This is a genomic window from Enterobacter sp. R4-368, assembly GCF_000410515.1.
GTDB lineage: Bacteria > Pseudomonadota > Gammaproteobacteria > Enterobacterales > Enterobacteriaceae > Kosakonia.
Window position 1 is genome coordinate 2,307,766 of sequence record NC_021500.1, and the last position, 23,656, is coordinate 2,331,421.

General features: G+C 54.4%; 23 protein-coding genes, 1 tRNA gene and 1 riboswitch. Of the genes, 9 read left to right on the top strand and 15 right to left on the bottom strand.

The window, feature by feature from the left end; all coding sequences use genetic code 11:
* The 3 genes from H650_RS10750 to ygiD all read right to left on the bottom strand — a co-directional run bounded on the left by H650_RS10750 (position 1) and on the right by ygiD (position 2,649).
* Complete coding sequence (locus H650_RS10750) at positions 1–510, bottom strand: TRAP transporter small permease (protein ID WP_020455291.1); 510 nt, start codon at positions 508–510, stop codon at positions 1–3.
* 62 nt (positions 511–572) lie between these two features.
* Entirely contained in the window at positions 573–1,550 is a 978-nt protein-coding gene (locus H650_RS10755; protein WP_020455292.1) for a TRAP transporter substrate-binding protein, read from the bottom strand.
* Positions 1,551–1,860: 310 nt separating this feature from the next.
* Positions 1,861–2,649, bottom strand: a complete 789-nt coding sequence (ygiD, locus tag H650_RS10760) for a 4,5-DOPA-extradiol-dioxygenase (protein WP_020455294.1) — start codon at positions 2,647–2,649, stop codon at positions 1,861–1,863.
* Between the two features lie 197 nt (positions 2,650–2,846).
* Between ygiD and zupT the strand changes: the two genes are divergently transcribed.
* Positions 2,847–3,623, top strand: coding sequence for a zinc transporter ZupT (zupT, locus tag H650_RS10765; RefSeq protein WP_020455295.1), 777 nt, complete (start codon positions 2,847–2,849; stop codon positions 3,621–3,623).
* Positions 3,624–3,650: 27 nt separating this feature from the next.
* Here the strand turns inward: zupT and H650_RS10770 are convergent, their stop codons facing one another.
* Together H650_RS10770 and ribB are read right to left on the bottom strand one after the other, a co-directional pair.
* Positions 3,651–3,800, bottom strand: coding sequence for a hypothetical protein (locus H650_RS10770; RefSeq protein WP_158539535.1), 150 nt, complete (start codon positions 3,798–3,800; stop codon positions 3,651–3,653).
* Positions 3,801–4,063: 263 nt separating this feature from the next.
* Positions 4,064–4,717 carry a 3,4-dihydroxy-2-butanone-4-phosphate synthase gene (ribB, locus tag H650_RS10775; protein WP_020455297.1) on the bottom strand — a complete coding sequence of 218 codons (654 nt, stop codon included), beginning with the start codon at positions 4,715–4,717 and terminating at the stop codon, positions 4,064–4,066.
* A gap of 106 nt (positions 4,718–4,823) precedes the next feature.
* Positions 4,824–4,973, bottom strand: a riboswitch (FMN riboswitch).
* A 122-nt stretch (positions 4,974–5,095) separates the two neighbouring features.
* Between ribB and ubiK the strand changes: the two genes are divergently transcribed.
* Positions 5,096–5,395, top strand: coding sequence for a ubiquinone biosynthesis accessory factor UbiK (gene ubiK, locus H650_RS10780; RefSeq protein ID WP_020455298.1), 300 nt, complete (start codon positions 5,096–5,098; stop codon positions 5,393–5,395).
* A gap of 54 nt (positions 5,396–5,449) precedes the next feature.
* Here ubiK and hldE read toward each other — a convergent pair whose 3' ends face one another.
* From hldE to H650_RS10795, 3 genes are read right to left on the bottom strand one after another with little or no spacing between them, the layout of a single operon-like run.
* Positions 5,450–6,880 (bottom strand): bifunctional D-glycero-beta-D-manno-heptose-7-phosphate kinase/D-glycero-beta-D-manno-heptose 1-phosphate adenylyltransferase HldE, encoded by a 1,431-nt coding sequence (gene hldE, locus H650_RS10785; protein WP_020455299.1) that lies wholly within the window; start codon positions 6,878–6,880, stop codon positions 5,450–5,452.
* Positions 6,881–6,926: 46 nt separating this feature from the next.
* Entirely contained in the window at positions 6,927–9,776 is a 2,850-nt protein-coding gene (gene glnE, locus H650_RS10790) for a bifunctional [glutamate--ammonia ligase]-adenylyl-L-tyrosine phosphorylase/[glutamate--ammonia-ligase] adenylyltransferase (RefSeq protein WP_020455300.1), read from the bottom strand.
* Positions 9,777–9,792: 16 nt separating this feature from the next.
* Complete coding sequence (locus tag H650_RS10795) at positions 9,793–11,094, bottom strand: CYTH domain-containing protein (protein WP_020455301.1); 1,302 nt, start codon at positions 11,092–11,094, stop codon at positions 9,793–9,795.
* A gap of 239 nt (positions 11,095–11,333) precedes the next feature.
* Here H650_RS10795 and H650_RS10800 point away from each other — a divergent pair, with 239 nt between their 5' ends.
* Positions 11,334–11,948 carry a TIGR04211 family SH3 domain-containing protein gene (locus H650_RS10800; protein ID WP_020455302.1) on the top strand — a complete coding sequence of 205 codons (615 nt, stop codon included), beginning with the start codon at positions 11,334–11,336 and terminating at the stop codon, positions 11,946–11,948.
* Between the two features lie 67 nt (positions 11,949–12,015).
* On the top strand, positions 12,016–13,257 hold the full coding sequence (locus tag H650_RS10805; protein ID WP_020455303.1) for a multifunctional CCA addition/repair protein: 1,242 nt from the start codon (positions 12,016–12,018) through the stop codon (positions 13,255–13,257).
* 11 nt (positions 13,258–13,268) lie between these two features.
* Here the strand turns inward: H650_RS10805 and bacA are convergent, their stop codons facing one another.
* Both bacA and folB read right to left on the bottom strand, forming a co-directional pair.
* The gene (gene bacA, locus H650_RS10810) at positions 13,269–14,087 is read right to left on the bottom strand and encodes an undecaprenyl-diphosphate phosphatase (protein ID WP_020455304.1); all 819 of its coding nucleotides are present in this window, start codon (positions 14,085–14,087) and stop codon (positions 13,269–13,271) included.
* 107 nt (positions 14,088–14,194) lie between these two features.
* Entirely contained in the window at positions 14,195–14,563 is a 369-nt protein-coding gene (gene folB / locus H650_RS10815; protein ID WP_020455305.1) for a bifunctional dihydroneopterin aldolase/7,8-dihydroneopterin epimerase, read from the bottom strand.
* Between the two features lie 163 nt (positions 14,564–14,726).
* Here folB and plsY point away from each other — a divergent pair, with 163 nt between their 5' ends.
* On the top strand, positions 14,727–15,350 hold the full coding sequence (plsY, locus tag H650_RS10820) for a glycerol-3-phosphate 1-O-acyltransferase PlsY (RefSeq protein ID WP_020455306.1): 624 nt from the start codon (positions 14,727–14,729) through the stop codon (positions 15,348–15,350).
* A gap of 39 nt (positions 15,351–15,389) precedes the next feature.
* Here plsY and tsaD read toward each other — a convergent pair whose 3' ends face one another.
* Complete coding sequence (gene tsaD, locus H650_RS10825; RefSeq protein WP_020455307.1) at positions 15,390–16,403, bottom strand: tRNA (adenosine(37)-N6)-threonylcarbamoyltransferase complex transferase subunit TsaD; 1,014 nt, start codon at positions 16,401–16,403, stop codon at positions 15,390–15,392.
* 238 nt (positions 16,404–16,641) lie between these two features.
* Between tsaD and rpsU the strand changes: the two genes are divergently transcribed.
* From rpsU to rpoD, 3 genes are all read left to right on the top strand, one after another.
* Positions 16,642–16,857 (top strand): 30S ribosomal protein S21, encoded by a 216-nt coding sequence (rpsU, locus tag H650_RS10830; protein ID WP_001144069.1) that lies wholly within the window; start codon positions 16,642–16,644, stop codon positions 16,855–16,857.
* Between the two features lie 168 nt (positions 16,858–17,025).
* Positions 17,026–18,771, top strand: a complete 1,746-nt coding sequence (gene dnaG / locus H650_RS10835; RefSeq protein ID WP_020455308.1) for a DNA primase — start codon at positions 17,026–17,028, stop codon at positions 18,769–18,771.
* A 156-nt stretch (positions 18,772–18,927) separates the two neighbouring features.
* Positions 18,928–20,769: an RNA polymerase sigma factor RpoD gene (gene rpoD / locus H650_RS10840; protein ID WP_020455309.1), complete on the top strand. Its 1,842-nt coding sequence runs from the start codon at positions 18,928–18,930 to the stop codon at positions 20,767–20,769.
* A gap of 58 nt (positions 20,770–20,827) precedes the next feature.
* Here rpoD and mug read toward each other — a convergent pair whose 3' ends face one another.
* On the bottom strand, positions 20,828–21,334 hold the full coding sequence (gene mug / locus H650_RS10845) for a G/U mismatch-specific DNA glycosylase (RefSeq protein WP_020455310.1): 507 nt from the start codon (positions 21,332–21,334) through the stop codon (positions 20,828–20,830).
* Positions 21,335–21,460: 126 nt separating this feature from the next.
* On the opposite strand from mug, the gene H650_RS10850 reads away from it, so the two are divergent.
* A tRNA-Ile gene (locus tag H650_RS10850) sits at positions 21,461–21,536 on the top strand.
* Positions 21,537–21,703: 167 nt separating this feature from the next.
* Here the strand turns inward: H650_RS10850 and H650_RS24520 are convergent.
* The 3 genes from H650_RS24520 to H650_RS10860 all read right to left on the bottom strand — a co-directional run bounded on the left by H650_RS24520 (position 21,704) and on the right by H650_RS10860 (position 23,654).
* Complete coding sequence (locus H650_RS24520) at positions 21,704–21,922, bottom strand: DNA-binding transcriptional regulator (protein ID WP_020455311.1); 219 nt, start codon at positions 21,920–21,922, stop codon at positions 21,704–21,706.
* Between the two features lie 74 nt (positions 21,923–21,996).
* Positions 21,997–23,178, bottom strand: a complete 1,182-nt coding sequence (locus H650_RS10855) for a phage late control D family protein (protein ID WP_020455312.1) — start codon at positions 23,176–23,178, stop codon at positions 21,997–21,999.
* On the bottom strand, positions 23,178–23,654 hold the full coding sequence (locus H650_RS10860) for a phage tail protein (protein WP_020455313.1): 477 nt from the start codon (positions 23,652–23,654) through the stop codon (positions 23,178–23,180). Before H650_RS10860 ends, H650_RS10855 begins: the two co-directional genes overlap by 1 nt.
* Between the last annotated feature and the right edge of the window lie 2 nt (positions 23,655–23,656).

Below are 23,656 nucleotides of genomic sequence, written 5' to 3' on the forward strand. Positions count from 1 at the left end.
TTAGCTCGACGAACCCAGCATCACCACCGGGCGGTGATATTGCGCGCCAAAAAGCATTTTTTCGATAATAAACAAGATGGTAATGGCAGAACCGACAGGCAGCGGCAAATAGCTTTCTCCTGCGGTAAAGAGCGGGAATTCGGCGACCGGTTGTTCCCATAATTCCGCGCATAACGCAGTGCTATACCAGAGAATAAAAATGCTGATCGCCAGCAGCATCAACTCCGCAATCACAAAGCAGATTTTGCGCAGCGGTTCGCTTAAACGATCGGTAACCATACTGACTGCAATATGCGAACCCGCGCGGTAACTCACGGCGGCGCCAATAAAGGTAAAGGTCACCATGCAAATAATGGCGACCGGCTCCGGCCACGATAAAGCGCTGTTCATGACGTAGCGGGCGAAAATGCCCACCGGAATAATCGCCACCATAATTAACAGCGCCAGACCTGCAATCCACATCGATATCCGGTACAGAATATCCATCAACAACGAATAGCGTTCAGCCATAGCAGTTTTCCCGGTGAAAGTTGCAAGTGGGCAGAACACAAAACGCGCCTGCCCGGCAAAAGTTATTGCACTTGTTGAATACGGGTAATCAGCTCCTGATGCTCTTTGCCGTATTTATCACGAACCGGTTGTGTCGCTTCAAAAAACGCTTTGGTATCGATGTCATGGAATTGCACTCCGCCCGTTTTCATCGCTTCCAGCGATTTTTCGTTATAGGTTTTCCATAATTCTCGCTGCTCAGCTTGGGCCTCTTTCGCCAGTTTCAGAATTAATTCCTGATCCTCTTTTTTCAGCTTGTCCCATTTGGCTTTTGAGAACAAAAACAGCTCGGGAATAATAAAATGCTTACTCCAGGTATAATTTTTGACGACCGGTAAATAGTTATGCGCGACGAAAGTGGGCGGGTTATTTTCCGTGCCATCGATCACGCCGGTTTGCATTCCGCTGAACACTTCGCTGACCCCCATCGCCACCGAGTTAGCGCCCATCGCTTTCAGGGTATCGAGCGCAATTGGGCTGCCCTGCACGCGGATCTTCATACCCTTAAGATCTTCCGGCTTAGTGACTGGCGCTTTGGTGATCAGGTTACGCGTCCCGGCGTCCATCCAGCCCAGGAAAATTAGCCGTGATTTGCTGCTTTCCGACAGGCGGTTACCAATTTCCTGGCCAATCATGCCATCCAGCACTTTGTGCATATGGTCTTCATCGCGGAAAATATAGGGCAGCGTAAAGACATTTATCTCCGGTAATATCGCCGCCACTGGCGTCATAGAGACACGAATAATATCAATGGCGCCAATTTGTGCCTGTTCAATGACTTGCTTCTCATCGCCTAATACGCCGCCTGGAAAGGTCTTAATATCCAGCCGACCGTCTGTCGCCTTACTGAGCTTTTCCCCCATATGTTTTACCGCCACCACATTGGGGTAGTCGGCGGGGTGAACATCGGCAGCGCGAAAGGTTTGGGCGACAGAGGCGTGGGAGATAAACAGCAGAGCGGAACTAATACAGACTTTCAGTAAGGTTTTCGCTGAGTTCATATTTCCGTGTCTCCAGAGGGTTTATTTTTTAGGCGCAAAAGACCGACCGCGAACAGAATGTTCGTGGCATTACACCGGATTGTTTTTATGGGTATGTCTGAAAAACAGACCTTCTGAAGCGTAGTCACTCAGGTGGGTTATTGCGACGATGATGTTCACAAAAAGAGCCGAAATTCAGCACGGCGTTTCATTTTTGTAGCGAAGCTCTTTTTATTTTCAAAAAAACCGTATTTCAGGTGCTTTTTTTTGCGATCCTCCTCGAAGTTTTCCATTTTCAGGCAAAAAAAATGGCGCATAACGCGCCAGTCATTTAGCCAACCTGCACCGAGAGCATACTGAGCGATCCCATCTCGAGACCATCGACCGGTATCGACACAGGTTCCCTGCCATCCCATGCGCCAAGCACATACAGCAACGGCAGGAAGTGATCCGGCGTCGGGTTAGAGAGCGAACCGCCTTCATGGTCAAGATAATTGACCAACGGATGCTGCTCGGCTGGCCCCTGCCAGGTCAGGTTCTCTTTCACATAATCATTGAACGCAATGGCCCACGGATACGGCGTATTTTCGCCATGCCAGCGCGCAGTTCGCAGGTTATGTACCACATTACCGCTGGCCACCAGCATAATGCCTTCATCGCGAAGTGCCGCCAGTTTGCGCCCCATTTCGAAGTGCCATGCCGCCGGTTTGGTGCTGTCGATACTGAGCTGCACCATCGGAATATCCGCGTTCGGGTACATTTTAATCAACACGCCCCATGAACCGTGGTCAAAACCCCAGGCTTCTTTATCCAGCGTTACCGGCACTGGCGAGAGCAATTCCACCAGGCGTTGCGCCAGTTCCGGCGAGCCCGGAGCAGGGTAATGCGTATCGTATAACGCCTGCGGGAAACCGCCGAAATCATGGATAGTTTTCGGCGCTTCCATAGCGGTCACGCCGGTTCCGCGAGTAAACCAGTGCGCGGATACCACCACAATCGCTTTCGGGCGTGGCAGCGTCTCGCCCAGAGCGCTCCAGGCGCGGGTATAAACGTTATCTTCCAGCACATTCATTGGGCTGCCGTGGCCCAAAAACAGTGCAGGCATGCGAGGTGCTGACATGGTGATATCCTTACTGAGTGTGTCTATTTTGATAAACGTAGGTTACGCTTTTTCGGCGGGTGAAGAACTCAGATAACCATGATGAAGATCATCAGTAATTTTGAATGTAAGGAATGCGTAAAGGTCGCCACTCCGTCTCGCTTTTTTTGCAACAAAATCTTAGATTAATGAGAATGATTATCATAAAGGAGTAACTTATGTCAGTACCTTTGATTCTGACCATCCTGGCAGGCGCGGCGACGTTTATTGGCGCGCTTCTTGGTGTTATCGGCCAGAAGCCCTCAAACCGCGTACTGGCGTTTTCACTCGGCTTTGCCGCCGGGATCATGCTGCTTATCTCACTGATGGAGATGCTGCCCGCCGCGCTGGCAACGGAAAATATGTCGCCCATGCTCGGCTACGGCATGTTTGTGGTCGGGTTGCTGGGCTATTTCGCGCTGGATCGCCTGCTGCCACACGCGCATCCGCAAGATTTAATGCAGGGCACACAGCAAACTTTTCCGCGCGGCATTCGCCGTACCGCCATTTTGCTGACGCTCGGTATCAGCCTGCATAACTTTCCCGAAGGGATCGCCACTTACGTTACCGCCAGTAACGACCTGGAACTCGGCTTTGGCATCGCTTTTGCGGTTGCATTACACAATATTCCTGAAGGACTGGCGGTTGCAGGGCCGGTCTATGCGGCGACCGGGTCAAAACGCAGTGCGGTTTTCTGGGCGGGTATTTCAGGTATGGCGGAAATCCTTGGCGGGGTGCTGGCGTGGCTGATTCTGGGAAGCCTGGTCTCGCCGGTAGTGATGGCGGCGATTATGGCTGCAGTCGCCGGGATCATGGTAGCGCTGTCGGTCGATGAGCTGATGCCGCTGGCAAAAGAGATCGATCCCAATAACAACCCAAGCTATGGCGTGCTGTGCGGCATGTCGGTGATGGGATTAAGCCTGGTGGCGTTACAGGCGATGGGGTTTGGCGGGTAAGTCAGAGTGATGACGGGCAGCGGTGTATTAATCGCCCTGCCCAACGCGCCGGTGTTTTTTCAACTCCTCCACCACGCGTAAATAACCTTTATATATCGCTTCCCGATCATGACGGCAGGCTTTGCAATTACGTTTAAGCACGTGGATATAACCAAAGACAATCACAACAACAGCCACAATCCAATACCAGGAAATGAACACATTGCCTCCGTCATATATTCGGCAAAAATTGCTTCACAAATTAATTACAAAGCCACTTAAATTGAACGAGTTAGAAAAATCTCAAATCCCTTGTAATACTCGCCGCAACGCTTACCACTTTATAAGTAGAACAATTGATTTTCAATGCGTGATGACCAGAAGCACGCCAAACTTTGATGCAGAACAGGCAAAAAAATCCGCAGCTCTTGGCTGCGGATTTTTACGGAGAAGGTTAACTGTTAGCTGGCTTTGCGCTCATGTTCCTGGCGATAAGCCACCAGGTCTTCAATCGTCACTACCGCCATATTGTGCTGTTTCGCAAACGCGATGCATTCCGGGGCGCGCGCCATTGAACCATCATCATTGGTTAATTCACACAGCACACCCGCCGGTTTGAAGCCCGCCAGCGTCACTAAATCGATAGTCGCTTCTGTGTGACCACCACGGGTCAGCACGCCACCCGGCTGCGCACGCAGCGGGAACACGTGGCCTGGACGGTTCAGATCGGACGGTTTTGCGCCATCGGCAATCGCCGCACGAACAGTAGTGATACGGTCAGCCGCCGAAACGCCGGTGGTTACGCCATGCGCCGCTTCAATGGTCACAGTAAAACCGGTGCCAAATGCGCTGGTGTTGTTCTCTACCATCATTGGCAGATCGAGTTGTTTACGGCGTTCGTCGGTCAGGCACAGGCAAACAATGCCGCTACCGTGGCGAATGGTCAGTGCCATCTGCTCAACGGTCATGGTTTCGGCGGCGAAAATCATGTCGCCTTCGTTTTCGCGGTTCTCGTCATCGAGCACCATCACACCGCGGCCTTCGCGCAGCGCGGCAAGCGCGTGTTCAATACGTTGGAAAGGCGTGCCAAAAGAAGAAAGCAGCGTCTGATTCATGGTAAAAGACCTCAATAAAGTTATGGTTACCAGAATCAGGGCAGTCTTAGGAGTGTCGCAATGCGGCAAAAAAATAACGCGAGCGGGCGTCATTGCCCGACAGATTCGTTACTCTCTCCCATCCGGACTTTAACCGTCGGCCCCGGAATTACACCGGATCTGCTGACCTTCAGGCGTTAACCTGAAGCGCTCGCGGGCTTTCAGCATGCGCTGATTTACCGCCGGTGGGGAATTTCGCCCCGCCCTGAGAATAAGCGCGATAACTATAACGCCATTGATAATCTTCGGCAATGCATAAGCTTCAAACAATTCTGGTTTATCACCTGGGGTTATCACACTACAATAACCCTATGAGCCTATCCGAACAGGGACCCCAACATGATTGATCCGAAGAAAATTGAACAGATTGCGCGACAGGTTCACGAATCCATGCCGAAAGGGATCCGTGAGTTTGGGGAAGACGTTGAAAAGAAAATCCGTCAGACGCTGCAATCGCAGTTAACCCGCCTCGACCTGGTGAGCCGCGAAGAGTTTGACGTGCAGACGCAGGTTCTGCTGCGCACCCGCGAAAAACTGGCGTTGCTGGAACAGCGCCTCAGCGAGCTGGAAAGCCGCAGCAGCGGCAACGTCACCGAAGTGAAACCGGCCCCCGCCATCCCACCGGTTGATGAACAATAGTAAAAAGCCCTCATAAAGAGGGCTTTTTCTTTTCACCATTCACCAGCAGCGCCGTTATTGGCTGTCTTTCTGGATCTTTTTGATGATGTTGGTGGTTGAGCAGCCGTCTTCAAAGTTGAGCACCAGCACTTCCCCGCCGTTCGCCCACACCTCTTCGCTGCCCGCGATCTGTTCGGGTTTGTAATCACCACCTTTCACCAGCAGATCCGGCAGGATCCCGGCAATCAGGCGCTGCGGCGTATCCTCTTCAAACGATACCACCCAGTCCACCGCTTCCAGCGCGCTCAGTACAATCATGCGCTGCTCCAGCGGGTTCACCGGACGGGTTTCCCCTTTCAGGCGTTTGGTGGACGCATCACTGTTAACCGCAACAATCAGGCGATCGCCCAGTTTGCGCGCATTCGCCAGATAAGAGACATGCCCGGCATGCAGAATGTCGAACACGCCGTTGGTCATCACCACTTTCTCGCCGCGCTTACGCGCCGCCGCGACAGCGACTTTCAGTTCGTCTTCCGTCATCACACCGAAGCCGGTTTCCGCACGGCCACGCACGGCATTTTCAAGCTCGATTGGCGACACGGTTGAGGTACCGAGTTTACCGACCACCACGCCTGCGGCCGCGTTGGCGAAGTAGCACGCCTCTTCCAGCGAATTCCCGGCCGCCAGCGTCGCCGCCAGCACGCCAATCACCGTATCGCCCGCACCGGTGACGTCATACACTTCCTGCGCCTGGGTCGGCATATGCAGCGGCGCTTTGCCCGGCTGCAGTAGCGTCATCCCCTGCTCGGAACGGGTAACCAGCAGCGCAGAGAGCTCGTAATCGGCAATCAATTTCATGCCGCGTTCCACGATCTCATCTTCGCTTTTGCACTTCCCGGCCACCGCTTCAAACTCGGACAGGTTAGGAGTCAGCAGCGTGGCACCGCGATAGCGTTCAAAATCCGTGCCTTTCGGATCGATAAGCACCGGCACACCGGCTTTGCGGGCCAGCGCGATCATCTGCTGAACACTTGCCAGCGCGCCTTTAGCGTAATCGGACAGCACCAGTGCGCCAATGTTGCCAAGCGCCTGGCTGATGCGTTCATGCAGCGGTTGCGGATCCACCCCTTCAAAACCCTCTTCAAAATCCAGGCGAATCAGCTGCTGGTTGCGCGACAGCACGCGCAACTTAGTGATGGTTGGATGCGTCGGAACAGAAACGAAGTCACATTTAACGTTAACATCCGCCAGCGCTTTGCTCAGCGCGCGCGCCGCATCGTCAATGCCAGTCAGACCAACCAGACGCGCCGTTGCGCCCAGCGAGGCAATGTTCATCGCCACGTTTGCCGCACCGCCCGGTCGCTCTTCAATGGTATCGACTTTCACAACCGGGACTGGCGCTTCCGGAGAGATACGGCTGGTTGGACCGTACCAGTAACGATCCAGCATCACATCACCCACCACCATTACACCGGCTTGCTTAAACTCTGGCAGCGTCACTTTCATTCCTGTCTCCTGAGAGATACAAAATTTGCGCGCGATGATACCACACTTACGCCGGGGCGCACGGTTCCACCAGCCACTTGTTCCAGCTGGTTTTGATAAGCGCACGCTCAGCGACAAAACAGGAGCGCGCCACATGTCCCGGCAACTCTTGCAGCGCCAGGTGGTGCAGCTCATCACGCAATGTGGTGTACGCCAGCGTCAATGCCTGCGCTTCCTGCTCATCCATGATGCCGTTTTGCGCCAGCCCTTCAAGGATGCGCACGTTATCCGACCAGCGCGTCAGTTTCGGCTTGTCATGGGCAAAACGCAGTACCAGATATTGGGCGATAAACTCAATATCGGTGATACCGCCTTCATCGGCTTTCAGATCGAAGCGGTCTTTGTGCTTGTTGCCAAGATGGGCACGCATTTTTTCGCGCATTTCGCGCACTTCAGTTTGCAGCGTAGTGGCGTCGCGCGGCGTCATCAGGATATCGCGGCGAATGGCATCAAACTCGGCAGTCAGTTGCGGATCGCCATACACCACGCGCGCGCGGGCCAGCGCCTGATGTTCCCACGTCCATGCTTCGTTTTTCTGATAATCAGCGAACGATTCCGCAGTGGTCACCAGCATTCCCGCAGCACCAGATGGGCGCAAACGCGCGTCGACTTCATAAAGAATGCCGGACGATGTGCGCGTGCTGAACAAGTGCATCACGCGCTGTGCAAGTCGCAGATAGAACTGGCGGCCATCGATTTCACGCTCGCCATCAGTCATCACATCCATCGGGCAGTCGTGCAGGAACACCAGATCCAGATCGGAACTGTAACCCAGCTCCCAGCCGCCCAGTTTGCCATAACCGACCACCGCGAAACCGCGCCCTTCGCGATCGTGCAGATGCGTCGGCTGGCCGTAACGCGCCACCATCTGCCCCCAGGCTTGCTGCACCACCGCATCAATAATCGCTTCCGCAAGCCAGGTTAAGTGATCGCTCACTTTCATTACTGGTAACGTACCGGCGATATCCGCCGCCGCCACGCGCAGCAACTGCGCCTGTTTAAACTGCCGCAGCGCCTCAAGCTGTTGCTCTTCATCCTCTTCCGGCACGCGCAGCAGGTATTGGCGCAGCTCATCGCGATAGGCGTTCATCGCCGTCGGTTGATAGAGCGTGTTCGGGTCGAGCAGTTCATCGAGCAGGATCGGGTAGCGCGCCAGTTGGCTGGCAACCATCGGCGACGCGGCGCACAGGGAAATGAGGTGTTTCAGTGCGCCGGGGAATTCACTCAGCAGCTCAAGGTATGTGGTGCGGGTAATAATCCCGGTAAGCAGCGGGGTCAGGCGCGACAGCGGCACTGGGGCATCGTCACGCGAGCATACATCGCTGAGCAGATGCGGCATTAAGTGATCGAGCACCTGCCGCCCGCGCGGGCCAATAGTGCGTTTATCCATCTCTTTGCGAAAATCGGCAATCAGCGCCACTACGCGGCGGCGATCGTCCTCTGCGAGATGCGCCAGCACAGGCGTAGAATCCTCTTCCTGCAACGCATCCTGCCACAGTTCGCGCCAGCTCTCAGAGAGGGCATCTTCCGGCGAATCCGTTTCATCATCGCCAATCAGTTCGTTAAAGATCCGGCGCACCGCCGACATATGCGCTTCCAGCGTTTCGTTCAGCGCTTCCCAGCTCTCTTTACCCATTCCCCAGGCGAGGCGCGCGCGATTCAGTTCATCGCCCGGCAGCGTCTGTGTCTGTTCGTCATTGATGCTCTGCAGCAGGTTTTCCAGCCGTCGCAGCCACAAATACGCCTCGCGCAGTCGGGTTGCATCACCATCCGGCAGCAGATGCAGTTGATCAATGGCCGCAAGCGTCGGCAACAGCGAACGCGATTGCAGCGCAGGCTCGCGACCGCCGCGAATCAGCTGGAAAACCTGGACGATAAATTCAATTTCGCGGATCCCGCCCGCGCCGAGTTTTATGTTGTCCTTCAGGCCACGGCGACGCACTTCGCGGGCGATCATGCCTTTCATGTTGCGCAGGGACTGGATCACGCTGAAGTCGATATAGCGGCGGAAAACAAACGGGCGCAGCATTGCACGCAACTCTCGCGCATGGTCGCCGTCGTTATCGCCCATAATGCGCGCTTTCACCATCGCGTAGCGCTCCCAGTCGCGCCCCTGCTCCTGGTAGTAATCTTCCAGCGCGGCAAAGCTCAGCACCAGCGGGCCGCTGTCGCCAAACGGGCGCAAGCGCATATCGACGCGGTAGACAAAGCCATCCTGCGTTGGCTGGTCGAGGACTTTAATCAGCCGTTGACCAAGGCGGGTAAAAAACTGCGCATTATCCAGTTCACGGCGTCCGCCGCGCGTTGCGCCATTTTCCGGCCAGGCAAAAATCAAATCGATATCGGATGAGAAATTGAGTTCGCCGCCGCCCAGTTTGCCCATACCGAGCACCAGCATCGGCTGCGGCACGCCTTGCGGATTGCACGGCGTTCCCCACTCACGGCAGCAGGCGTCATAGAGCCAGTCGCGCGCGGCAACAATCAGGGTTTCCGCCAGCACGCTGAGCTGTTGCAGGATATCCTCTTCCGCCACCAGTTGGAGCGCCTGGCTCCAGGCAATGCGCACCATGATGCGACGGCGAAACAACCGCAGCGCGCGCATCAGCGAGGCTTCATCGGTGATACCCTCCAGCGCCGCCTGCAGCCATTGCGCATAGTGTTGCCACTCGTTCGCCGGCGGTGGCGCGCTTTCAAGCTCTGCCAGCCACTCAGGATGCGCGATGATGCTATCCTGAACAAAGTCACTAAAAGTGAGCACTGACTGCGCCTGCGCGCTCAGTGGCTGCGCGGTGAGCGCTTCCGGCAGACGAGAAAAAACCGTTTGCCAGTGTTGCGACAATCCTGCGTGGTGCGGCATGCGAAATATCCTTTCGTTAACGTTTTCCGCTGTGCAACCAGAACGGCTCCTGGGTAATCGCGGTATTACGGAAATGTTCGATTTCGACTCTCTGGCGCGTTTCAATGGCGTGCTGAAGCCCCTGCCAGTTTTCCAGCCACTCCACGGCGCGTGCGCGATCGTAATGCCCGGCCATCAGTAACACGCTGTCGATATCACGCGCCAGGCGCGGCAACTGGTCGCGATAGCTGTCGCCCAGCGGCTGGGCAAAGGCTTTTTTCAGCTCGGCGGCGCAGCGTGACAGATGGACATCGGCAAAGCGTTTAAAGGAGTCGGCGAATTTGGCCTGCGCTTTTTCATCAAGGAAGGTTCGCCAGCCCTGCGTCACTAACCACTCGGTGAGCACCAGTTTCGCCAGGGCTGACTGCGCGCTCCACACCGCCGTATTCGCTGAAACGGCAGACGTAATGGTCGCTTCAGACTGGGTCAGCAGATCACGTAAGTGAGCGCTCGCTTTGCGTGGGACAATACCGCCAAACAGCGCCAGCGTGTGGCGCAGCAAGGCAATGGCGCTCAGAACATCGGCTTTCGCTTTCTCATTTCCTCGCACCCACAGCTCTTCATGGTATTGCCATTGCGACAACGCCAGTTCCAGCGCGGCGGCAAAAGCCTGCTCAACGCTGGCCTTGGCGGGGGTTTGCAGAATCGCCGTTGGGCGGCGTTCGCGCACGGCATTGCCCTGCGCCAGGTGGTAACCGCGCGCCGCTTTGCTCAGGCTACCCTGACGCAGCCCGGAGACATTCACCAGCTGGCGCGCCAGCTTGAGGATATCCGCCGGAGAACCGCTCAGCAGTTCCAGCTCCAGTTCGCAAATCGGCTCAACAAATTCACCCGCTTTGACTTCGCCTAAATCAAGGCCAATCTCAATGCGGCTCTCGCCAACGTTAACCAGCCATTTTTCACGGTAGAAATCGGTGCTAAACAGCGGCTGCACTCGCGCCTGTAAATCTTGCGGAAGTACGCCATCAGGCCATACTTCTGCCGGGAAGCGCGCCAGATCGAGTTCCGGCTGGGTAAGCGGAATATTGTATTCAGGCCGCTGATGCAAACCGCCAATTACCCGCCCGGCGATTTTCATCGTCATCTCGTACTGACCGTCAAAACCGCGGATGCGCAGCCCCATATCGTGGCCGCGCAGCCAGTTATCCGGCGTCTCGTAATAGATGTTGAGTAACTGGCTGGACGCGATATGTTCTTCGGTCAGCGTATGCAGATGTTGACGAAGCGTTTCCACGCTATCGCTCTTCACGATAAACTTTAATTCGATTTCCTGAGCCATGGCCTTGCACTTATGGTTATGTCACATCAGTGAAAATTTCGGCGAACTAACGCGCCCTATGTTTGTCAGTAGATAGTATTTTGCGTCAAATTGCCATGCAATGCGCAATCTGACGGGTGCAAAAGTTCGCGTAAGTGCGCAGTTTGACCTGGAAGATTCCGATTGATGCCAGCAGCCGGGTGTCGTCAGACTGTTGCCACTGTTTATCACTCACGTTTAATGAAAATAATGACTGCCTGATGCCAAAATTACGCCTGATTGGATTAACCCTTTTTGCACTTAGCGTGTCTGTTGGTACCCACGCCGAAGAAAAACGTTATGTTTCCGATGAACTGAATACCTGGGTACGTAGCGGCCCGGGCGATAATTATCGCCTTGTCGGCACGGTAAATGCCGGCGAGGAAGTCACGCTGTTGCAAGAAAACAGTGATTACGGCCAGGTGCGCGATAGCACCGGGCGTACCGCGTGGATCCCACTGAAAGAGCTGAACAGCCAGCCAAGTCTGCGCACCCGCGTGCCAGAGCTGGAAAACCAGGTGAAAACGCTGACCGATAAACTGAGCAATATCGATAATACCTGGAACCAGAAAACCGCTGAGATGCAGCAGAAAGTCGCCCAGAGCGATGGCGTGATTAGCGGTCTGAAAGATGAAAATCAAAAGCTCAAAAATGAGTTAATCGTGGCGCAGAAGAAGGTGAATGCCGCGAACCTGCAACTCGATGACAAACAGCGCACCATCATTATGCAGTGGTTTATGTATGGCGGCGGCGTGCTGGGCGCGGGCCTGATCCTCGGCCTGTTGTTACCGCATATGATCCCCACCCGTAAACGCAAAGATCGCTGGATGAACTAAGCAGATTCGCCATCTTCTCTACACTTACGTATTATCTGTCGGCAAATGTGTAGAGGAGAGTGGCGGCGTGAAGAGTTATCTGGTCGGTGGTGCAGTACGTGATACGTTGTTGGGCCTGCCGGTCAAAGACAAAGATTGGGTTGTTGTCGGCGCGACGCCGCAAGAGATGCTCGACGCGGGCTACCAGCAGGTAGGCCGCGACTTTCCTGTATTCCTCCACCCGCAAAGCCACGAAGAGTACGCGCTGGCGCGTACCGAGCGCAAATCTGGCTCCGGCTATACCGGTTTCACCTGTTATGCCGCGCCAGACGTGACGCTGGAGCAGGATCTGCTGCGCCGTGATTTAACCGTGAACGCGCTGGCGCAAGATAGCCAGGGCGAGATTATCGATCCCTATGGCGGCCAGCAGGATCTGCGTAACCGCATTCTGCGCCACGTCTCCCCGGCTTTTGGTGAAGATCCGCTTCGCGTGTTACGCGTCGCGCGCTTTGCCGCCCGTTACGCGCACCTTAGCTTCCGTATCGCCGATGAAACGCAGGCTCTGATGCGCGCGATGACCGATGCGGGTGAACTTGAACACCTGACACCCGAACGGGTGTGGAAAGAGACCGAGAGCGCACTGCAAACCCGCAATCCGCAGGTTTATTTCCAGGTGCTACGCGATTGCGGTGCGCTGAAAGTGCTGTTCCCGGAGATCGACGCGCTGTTTGGCGTACCGGCACCGGCGAAATGGCATCCGGAGATCGATACAGGTGTGCACACGTTAATGACGCTCTCGATGGCGGCGATGCTCAGCCCGCATGTTGATGTGCGCTTCGCCACATTGTGCCACGATTTAGGCAAAGCGCTGACGCCAAAATCGCTCTGGCCGCGCCATCATGGGCACGGCCCGGCGGGCGTTAAACTGGTCGAGGGGTTGTGCCAGCGGCTGCGCGTACCCAACGAGATCCGCGATTTAGCCAAACTGGTGGCGGAGTTTCACGACCTGATCCATACCTTCCCCATTTTACAGCCGAAAACCATCGTCAAATTGTTCGATACCATCGACGCATGGCGCAAACCGCAGCGTGTCGAGCAAATCGCACTGACCAGCGAAGCGGACGTGCGTGGGCGCACCGGTTTTGAAGCCTGCGACTATTCGCAGGGGCGTTTACTGCGTGAAGCCTGGGAAGTGGCGCGCGCCGTGCCAACGAAAGCAGTCATAGAGGCAGGGTTTACGGGAGCAGAAGTACGGGAAGAGCTGACGCGTCGGCGGATTGCAGCGCTGGCGGTCTGGAAGGAACATCGCTGCCCTCAGCCGAAAGACTGAGGGCGCAAGCCTTAGAAGAAGACCAGATAAACCGCTGCCGCGACCACAAAACGGTAAATCGCAAACGGAATAAAGGAGATGTGTTTAATCAGCTCCAGGAAGGTTTTGATAGCGATCAGCGCAACGATAAATGCGGTGATAAAACCCACGGCGAACATCGGGATATCACCCACGGTGAGAAAGCCCATGCTCTTGTAGAGATCCAGTACCGTCGCGCCCATCATCATCGGCACCGCCAGCAGGAAAGAGAACTCGGACGCCGCATAGCGGCTAACGCCCATCAACATGCCGCCGGAGATCGTCGCCCCGGAGCGGGAAAAACCCGGCCACAGCGCCAGACACTGGAAACAACCAATCATAAACGCCTGGCGATAGGTCATATCATCCACGCCCTGCGCGCGCGGGACTTTCGGCTTCAGCACTTCGGCGGCAATCAGCAAGAAACCCCCGACTACCAGCGCATAGGTCACATTGAGCGGGTTAAATAGCGATTTGATGGTATCGTGGAATACCAGCCCCAGTACCACCGCCGGGATCATGCCTAACAGGATATGAATCAGCGTCAGGCGGCCGGTGCCAGTCCCTTCATGCGGCTGCCTGCCGAAATGAATGCCAATCAGGCCAAACAAACGTCGCCAGAACATCACCACCACCGCGAGGATCGAACCTAACTGGATCACCACCTCGAACGTTTTTGCCGTATCACCTTCAAAGCCTAATAAATGCCCCACGATGATCATGTGACCGGTACTGGATACGGGCAGAAATTCTGTGAGACCTTCAACGACACCCAGAATGGCTGCTACCAGCAATGAATGCATATCGCCCATCAAATAAACCCCTAAAAAGATATAAAAAACGGCTTATCCCGTGGAGAAGCCGCGAAAGACCGAGATCTATGACCTGAATACTAGCGCTTGGTTTAACTATTATGAATTTAAATACTTTCTTTCAGATTTAGGCCACGTTCGATAACCACACCCACATTCAGCGCGCGCGCAACCGCGCCAGGTTTACTCAATTTGATACGTACCCAGGGCGAATTAAAACGAGCCAGCAGCAGCTCAGCGACTTCCTCCGCAACGCGTTCAACCAGTGCAAAACGCCCGCCTTCGACGTGGCCGATAATCACATCAGCGATATCCGCGTAGCTCAGACAATCATTCACATCGTCGCTTTTCGCCGCCACGCGGTTATCCCAGGCCATTTCGATATCGAACACCAGCTTCTGCTCAATGGTCTGTTCCCAGTCGTAAACACCAATGGTGGTGATAACCGAAAGTTGCTCTATAAATACAATGTCCATTTCACCTCGCCTGCTATTTGCCCCGCCATTGCCGCCGCCAGGCCGCATCTTTATTGGCTGCCTGTCAGATTTTGCGCAAAACCTGGATACCACTTTCCATCATTTATGCGTATTATCCATGGATGCAGAGAATAAAACGACATTTTCACAACGGAACAGCGTTATGAGTGCAATCGCGCCTGGGATGATTCTCCTTGCATACCTTTGTGGCTCTATTTCCAGCGCCATTCTGGTCTGCCGCATCGCCGGTCTGCCCGATCCGCGCGAGAGTGGCTCCGGTAATCCCGGAGCGACCAACGTATTACGCATTGGTGGCAAAGGTGCCGCGCTAACGGTACTGATTTTTGATGTCTTAAAAGGCATGCTGCCAGTGTGGGGCGCGTATGCGCTTGGCGTCACGCCGTTCTGGCTCGGCCTTATCGCGATTGCCGCCTGTCTGGGTCATATCTGGCCGGTTTTCTTTAAGTTTCAAGGCGGTAAAGGCGTGGCGACGGCATTCGGCGCTATCGCACCTATCGGCTGGGATTTAACGGGCGTGATGGCGGGAACCTGGCTGTTAACGGTGCTGCTGAGCGGCTATTCATCGTTGGGGGCGATTGTCAGCGCGTTGATCGCACCATTTTACGTCTGGTGGTTCAAACCGCAGTTCACTTTCCCGGTCGCGATGCTGTCCTGCCTGATCCTGCTACGCCATCACGACAATATTCAGCGCCTGTGGCGACATCAGGAAGGCAAAATCTGGTCGAAGCTGAAGAAGAAAAAAGAAGAGAAAGGAAAAGCGTCATAATATCGCCCGGCGCACAGTGTGCTACCGGGCCATCACGGTTTACGCCGCAGGCAACTCCGCCAGTGGCCAGCGTGGACGCACAGTCACCCCCAGCCCTGCATCATTACCCGCTTTCAGACGCACCATTCCCGCATAGGCGATCATCGCGCCGTTATCGGTGCAAAACTCCGGGCGTGCATAGAACACTTCGCCACGACGCTTGTGCATCATTTCCGCCAGTTTCGCGCGCAGCGTACGGTTGGCGCTCACGCCACCGGCCATAACCAGACGCGTAAAACCGGTTTGATCCAGCGCACGCTTGCATTTGATCATCAGCGTATCGACTACGGCGTCTTCAAACGCACGCGCAATATCGGCGCGGGTTTGATCGTCAGAACCGTTGTTACGAATGGTGTTCGCCGCGAAAGTTTTCAGACCGGAGAAGCTAAAATCCAGCCCCGGACGATCGGTCATCGGACGCGGGAAAACAAAACGGCCTTCCGTGCCCTGAGCCGCCAGTTTTGAGAGCATCGGCCCGCCCGGGTAATCAAGCCCCAGCAGCTTAGCCGTTTTATCAAAAGCTTCCCCGGCGGCATCATCAATCGACTCACCAAGCAGCTCATAATGTCCGATGCCGGTTACGCTGATAAGCTGCGTATGCCCACCGGAAACCAGCAGCGCAACGAATGGAAACGCCGGTGGATTCTCTTCCAGCATTGGCGCCAGCAAGTGCCCTTCCATATGGTGAACCGGGATGGCGGGAACGTCCCAGGCGAAAGCGAGCGAACGGCCAACCGTCGCACCAACCAGCAGCGCACCGACAAGACCAGGCCCTGCGGTGTAAGCCACTGCATCGATATCTTTCGCAGTTAACCCGGACTCTTTCAACGCGGCCTGAATCAGCGGTACGGTTTTACGCACGTGATCGCGCGAAGCCAGCTCTGGCACAACACCGCCGTAATCGGCGTGAAGTTTTACCTGACTATACAGTTGGTTGGCTAACAGCCCTTGTTGATCGTCATAGATTGCGATGCCAGTTTCATCGCAGGATGTTTCAATGCCCAGTATGCGCATGACTCTGTTTACCTCTTTGCAATAGCGCGCAGTGTAGGGCGAATGCGGGTCGAAGTAAAACTTTGCTCACTCCTGCAGCGGAGTTCGTGTATACTCCTCACCCTTACAAAAGTCCCCTTTCAAAAAGGGCGGCGGTGCTTTACAAAGCAGCAGCACTTGCAGTAAAATTCCGCACCATTTTGAAATAAGCTGGCGTGAACGCCAGCGGCAAACCGAATTAATCAAAGGTGAGAGGCACATGCCGGTAATTAAAGTACGTGAAAACGAGCCGTTCGACGTAGCTCTGCGTCGCTTCAAACGTTCCTGCGAGAAAGCAGGTGTTCTGGCGGAAGTTCGTCGTCGTGAGTTCTATGAAAAACCGACTACCGAACGTAAACGCGCTAAAGCATCCGCAGTGAAACGTCACGCGAAGAAACTGGCTCGCGAAAACGCACGCCGTACTCGTCTGTACTAATCTGTCAGGGCAAGCGCCCTTTCGTTTAGACCGAGTTGTAGTTGTAAGGCCGTGCTTCCGAAAGGAATGCGCGGCTTATTTTCGTTTATAACCTGATATAACCTGCGGATTTCGGTCGCATCATGTTGGCCCGGAAAACAACGGCTATAAAAGATCAAAACGGGGCTTATGGCTGGACGAATTCCACGTGTCTTTATTAATGACCTGCTGGCGCGCACCGACATCGTCGATCTCATCGACGCGCGTGTAAAGCTGAAAAAGCAGGGCAAGAACTATCACGCGTGTTGTCCTTTCCATAACGAAAAAACGCCCTCTTTCACCGTGAACGGTGAAAAACAGTTTTACCACTGCTTTGGCTGCGGCGCGCATGGCAACGCCCTCGACTTCCTGATGAACTACGACAAGCTCGAGTTTGTCGAAAGCGTCGAAGAACTGGCGGCAATGCACAATCTTGAAGTGCCATTTGAAGCAGGCAGTGGACCCAGCCTGATAGAGCGCCATCAACGGCAAACGCTCTATCAATTAATGGATGGGCTAAACGCGTTTTATCAGCAATCGTTGACACAACCTGCCGCAGAGCCTGCACGCCAGTATCTGTCCAGACGCGGTTTGAGCAGCGAAATCATTGAGCGGTTCGCCATTGGTTACGCGCCACCCGGCTGGGACAACGTATTAAAGCGTTTTGGCGGCAACAGCGAAAACCGTAAATCATTGATTGATGCGGGCATGCTGGTCACAAACGATCAGGGACGCAGTTACGATCGTTTCCGCGAACGGGTCATGTTTCCCATTCGTGACAAACGTGGCCGGGTGATTGGTTTTGGTGGGCGCGTTCTGGGTAACGATACGCCTAAATACCTGAACTCCCCGGAAACAGATATTTTCCATAAGGGCCGCCAGCTGTATGGCCTTTATGAAGCGCAGCAGGACAATGACGAGCCTCAGCGACTGCTAGTCGTCGAAGGCTATATGGACGTGGTGGCGCTGGCGCAATACGGCATCAACTATGCGGTGGCGTCGCTTGGAACGTCAACAACGGCGGATCATATTCAGTTACTTTTTCGTGTAACTAAAAATGTTATCTGTTGTTACGACGGTGACCGTGCTGGCCGTGATGCCGCATGGCGAGCGCTGGAAACCGCGCTGCCTTATATGAGCGATGGCCGTCAGCTGCGTTTTATGTTTTTACCGGATGGCGAAGATCCGGACACGCTGGTGCGTAAAGAGGGCAAAGAGGCGTTCGAAGCGCGGATGGAGCAGGCACTGCCGCTCTCCACGTTTCTGTTCAACAGCCTGTTGCCGCAGGCGGATTTAACCACACCGGATGGTACAACGCAGCTTGCCGCATTAGCGCTGCCGTTAATCAACCAGGTGCCGGGCGAAACGCTACGCATCCAGCTGCGCCAGCTGTTGGGGAATAAAATTGGCATATTCGACGATGCGCAACTTGATCGATTAATGCCAAAACAGGTGGAAAGCGCAACGCCGCGCCCCGCTCCGCAGCTAAAACGCACAACCATGCGTATACTGATAGGGTTATTGATCCAGAACCCGGAACTGGCTCCGAAGGTGCCGCCGTTAGAGGGTTTGGATCACTCAAGGCTTGCCGGGCTTGGCTTATTTACAGAACTGGTCAACACTTGTTTGTCACAGCCAGGCCTGACTACTGGCCAGTTGCTTGAGCACTATCGCGGCACAAAAGAGGCCGCAACCCTTGAAAAACTGTCGATGTGGGACGATATAGCAGATAAAGACATCGCTGAAAAAACGTTCACCGACGCGCTCAATCATATGTTTGATTCGATGCTTGAACGGCGGCAAGAAGAGTTAATAGCTCGTGACCGCACACATGGTTTAAGCAGCGAAGAACGCCGGGAACTCTGGCAATTGAACCAGGAACTGGCAAAAAAGTGAATTCAACGGCTTAAGTGCCGATAACCGATCGGGAAGATCCCGACAGCCGCGATGAGGGCCAGCGGCAAAAATATAAATACACCCTCGCGTTAAATGTTGGCGGTTTATTTCGCCGACCGACACCAACCCTCATGAATTAAGTGTGGATACCGTCTTATGGAGCAAAACCCGCAGTCACAGCTGAAGCTTCTTGTCACCCGTGGTAAGGAGCAAGGCTATCTGACCTATGCCGAGGTCAATGACCATCTGCCGGAAGATATCGTCGACTCCGATCAGATCGAAGACATCATCCAAATGATCAACGACATGGGCATCCAGGTGATGGAAGAAGCACCGGACGCCGATGATCTGTTGCTGGCCGAAAACTCCAACAACACTGACGAAGATGCGGAAGAAGCCGCCGCACAAGTGCTTTCCAGCGTTGAATCTGAAATCGGGCGAACCACTGACCCGGTGCGCATGTACATGCGCGAAATGGGCACCGTTGAGCTGCTGACCCGCGAAGGCGAAATCGACATCGCTAAACGCATCGAAGACGGCATCAACCAGGTTCAGTGTTCCGTTGCCGAATACCCGGAAGCGATCACCTATCTGCTGGAGCAGTATGATCGCGTTGAAGCTGAACAGGCTCGCCTCTCAGATTTGATCACCGGCTTTGTCGATCCAAACGCTGAAGAAGACATGGCGCCAACCGCGACCCACGTCGGTTCTGAACTCTCCAGCGAAGAGATGGATGATGATGAAGACGAAGAAGATGAAGAAGACGACGACAGCGATGATGACAACAGCATCGATCCTGAACTGGCGCGTGAAAAATTCGCTGAGCTACGTACCCAGTACGAACTGACTCGCGACACTATCAAAGCCAAAGGACGCAGCCACGTTGCCGCGCAGGAAGAGATCCTGAAGCTGTCTGAAGTGTTCAAACAGTTCCGTCTGGTGCCAAAACAGTTCGATTACCTGGTCAACAGCATGCGAGTCATGATGGATCGCGTACGTACCCAGGAACGCATCATCATGAAACTGTGTGTTGAACAGTGCAAAATGCCGAAGAAAAACTTCATTACACTGTTCACCGGCAACGAAACCAACGAAACCTGGTTCAACGCTGCGCTGGCCATGAACAAACCGTGGTCGGAAAAACTGCATGAAGTGGCAGAAGAAGTTCAACGCAGCCTGATGAAACTGCAACAAATTGAAGAAGAAACCGGCCTGACCATTGAGCAGGTAAAAGACATCAACCGTCGTATGTCTATCGGCGAAGCGAAAGCGCGTCGTGCGAAGAAAGAGATGGTGGAAGCGAACTTGCGTCTGGTTATTTCTATCGCCAAGAAATACACCAACCGCGGTCTGCAGTTCCTCGATCTGATTCAGGAAGGCAACATCGGTCTGATGAAAGCGGTTGATAAGTTCGAATACCGCCGTGGTTACAAATTCTCCACCTACGCAACCTGGTGGATCCGTCAGGCGATCACCCGTTCCATCGCGGATCAGGCGCGCACCATTCGTATTCCGGTGCATATGATTGAGACTATCAACAAGCTCAACCGTATCTCCCGCCAGATGTTGCAGGAAATGGGCCGTGAACCCACGCCGGAAGAGCTGGCTGAGCGTATGCTGATGCCGGAAGATAAGATCCGTAAGGTGCTGAAAATCGCGAAAGAGCCTATCTCCATGGAAACACCAATCGGTGATGATGAAGATTCGCATCTGGGTGATTTCATCGAGGATACCACCCTCGAGCTGCCGCTGGACTCTGCAACCACTGAAAGTCTGCGCGCCGCAACGCACGACGTTCTGGCTGGCCTGACCGCCCGTGAAGCGAAAGTTCTGCGTATGCGTTTCGGTATCGATATGAACACCGACCACACGCTGGAAGAAGTGGGTAAACAGTTTGACGTGACCCGCGAACGTATCCGTCAGATCGAAGCGAAAGCGCTGCGTAAACTGCGTCATCCGAGCCGTTCTGAAGTGCTGCGTAGCTTCCTCGACGATTAATTCGTCAGGCGATAAAAAAGCTCCCGTACGGGAGCTTTTTTTTGCCCACTAGTTGCCGTTACAGCCCGCGCGTCACCAGTGCCTCGTCCAGTTCACGATACGCTTCCACCAGTTTATTCAGCGTTGCACGATTAAGCCCACTGGGGTTTGGCAGCACCCAGACCTGCGTCACGCCGATCGTCATATTTTGCTTACCCCAGTTTGCACCGCGTACGCTAAACGCCTGCTCAAAGGCTTGCTTTCCTAAAACCGCCAGCGCAGCGGGCTGATAATCCTCAATTTTCTTGACCAGTTCCCTGCCGCCGTTTCGCAGCTCATGCAACCCGACTTCCGTGGCCTGCACTGTTGGGCGCTCAACCAGCATAGTGATGCCACAGCGGGTATCCAGCAGATGCCGCTCATCTTCGGGGCGCAGTTGCTGGTCGGTAAAACCGGCCTGATGGATAACTTTCCAGAAACGATTCCCCGGATGGGCAAAATGGAAACCGGTATGAGCAGATGATTTACCCGGATTGATGCCACAAAACACCACCCGCAGTCCCGGCGCCAGAATATCGTGGATCATGCTTAACTCCCGAACAAAAGCGATAAACGCCAGTATAAGAGATTGAAAATGCGTTGTTTATAAAAACATCAGCCAGGTGATTCCTGCTGGATTGCAGGGGTAAGTTACTTTATAATTCCCCGCCACGGCCCCTTAGCTCAGTGGTTAGAGCAGGCGACTCATAATCGCTTGGTCGTTGGTTCAAACCCAACAGGGGCCACCAAATTTTAGCTTTAAAATCATATAATTAAGCCACTCTCATGAGTGGCTTTTTTGTTTTCAGATCACTGAGTGTCGCAAAAGTGTCGCACCAGTTTTTTGGCAATGCCGCGATTGATACGATTTCGAGGTTTTTTGCGACATAAAAAAACCCGCGCGAGGCGGGTAATTTTAGAACCATAACTGACGTTGTCCGGTTTGATTTGGATGGGGTGGCGCAGGATCAATTTTGCCCGGCGTCACAATGTAGCGCTCTATTGATTCCATTGTCACAAAGGTACAACTGCAATTGATATTGGTGCATTGGTGATAGCGTTCTTTTGTGTTCTCGCTTAGATAGCGGCTTGTACGTGCATGCGCAGCATGCTTGCATTGTGGACAATGGAACATGATCGCCTCGAATTTCTCTAAAAGAGAATTCATTATATCTAAAAATTCGCATAATGAGAATTACAGAAATTCACTTAATGCGAGACATCATCTATCACTTCATCGTCGTCGGACTCCGCATCATACTCAACATCAGAAAGTTTCACCTCCAGTTCTAAGACCGTCGTATAGCCGTTGTTGCTGAGCGCGTGAGTCACTTTGGTAATTATCCATGCCTGCTCATCGATAATGCTCTTAAACCCTGAGACTTTCACCGGCGTTTCCGGGTAGAGATCGGCGCGCCCGACGGCCAGATTTATCGAGAACTCAGCCACGCCGCGCTGTAATTTGTCCCACTTCGCTTTAGCCGCGCGCATTGCCTGGGCTTTTGTTGAATAGACCGTGGTTAGTGCGAATACGTTATCAGCCTCACCGGCCATGTATTCACCCTCGCGCGCCTCCAGGACTTTGGCCTCTTTCTTTTTCGCAGCTTTGGCTTTCGGGTGTTGCAGGGCGCGCAGGTGCTGCACCTTTGGCTTGCGCTTCACTTTCACCTTTTTTGGCTTCGGTTCTTTGGTATGCAGCCATTGCGCGGTAACGCCGGTGTAAGCGCCCCGGTCAGCAATCGCGAACAGGTGCCGGTCGCCGTCGCTGCGGATAATGGTCGCCTGTGGGATGGGTTTACCGCTGGCGCTGACCGCATTGCCCGGTTTGAGAAACAGCAGTTTCCCCGCTTTGACAGACACCTCGCCGCCGTTCCGGTCGGCAAGCCGGGTCAGGAATTTGGCGTCGGATTCCTGCGACTGGTCGATATGCGGAATAACGATTTTTGCGAGCTCCGGCGCAATGGCCGCCGTCAGTTTGTTGCGTGTCGCGATGGTCTCGACAATCATGCCGAGCGTTTTATCGTGCCATGACTCCTCGCGTCGGGAATTCAGGGAGCCACGAAAATCGGCGCTCCGTGCCCGGATGGTCACGGTATCAGGCGCGCCACGGTGTTCAACCTCATCCACGGTGAAACTGCCCTTACCAATAAGCGCAGAACCTTTCCACCCAAGAAACAGCGTCAGCACCGCCCCGCGCACCGGCAGGACGACACGCCCGTCGGCGTCGTTGAGCTCGATATCGAGCTGGTCGGCTTCAAACCCCCGGTTATCGGTCATGGTCAGGCTAATCAGGCGGTCGCTGATATTGCCGGTAATATCTTTGCTGTCAATTTTCAGCATAAACGCGGGGGTGAGCGAGCTCCCCGCTTCGCTGTACAGTATCTCTGCCATCAGAACCCCAGGCTTGACGTTAATTTCGTGACGGCTTCTTTCGCCTTACCGACCAGGCTGTCGGCCTGTTTATTCAGGTCGCCATACACCGCCGCGAGCGACTCATCGACACGGGTCAGTGTCATGGTAAAGGTGATTTTGCGGGGCGAGCCGTCGGCAAAAAACTCGGTGCCGGTCTCGCTGATGCTGTTGATAACGTACATCCCGTAAATCAGGCCAGTCCCTGCCAGTAACGGCCAGGCGCGCCCCTCCTCCGCCATCAGGCGCAGCGCGGTCAGCGTCAGATGCCCGCCGGTGAGTTCCGGGAACAGCTCGCCGCTGAGCGTGATTTTCTCCTCGCCAACGCCGAGAAACTGAAAGGCGTCGCGTTTGCCGACGCGGTTGTTTGACGGCCAGCGGTATTCCGCGTCGCGCTGCATGCTCTGAAAAGGCAGCGTCTGACGCATAAAAACGAAAAAGCCAAGTGCAAGCATCATTT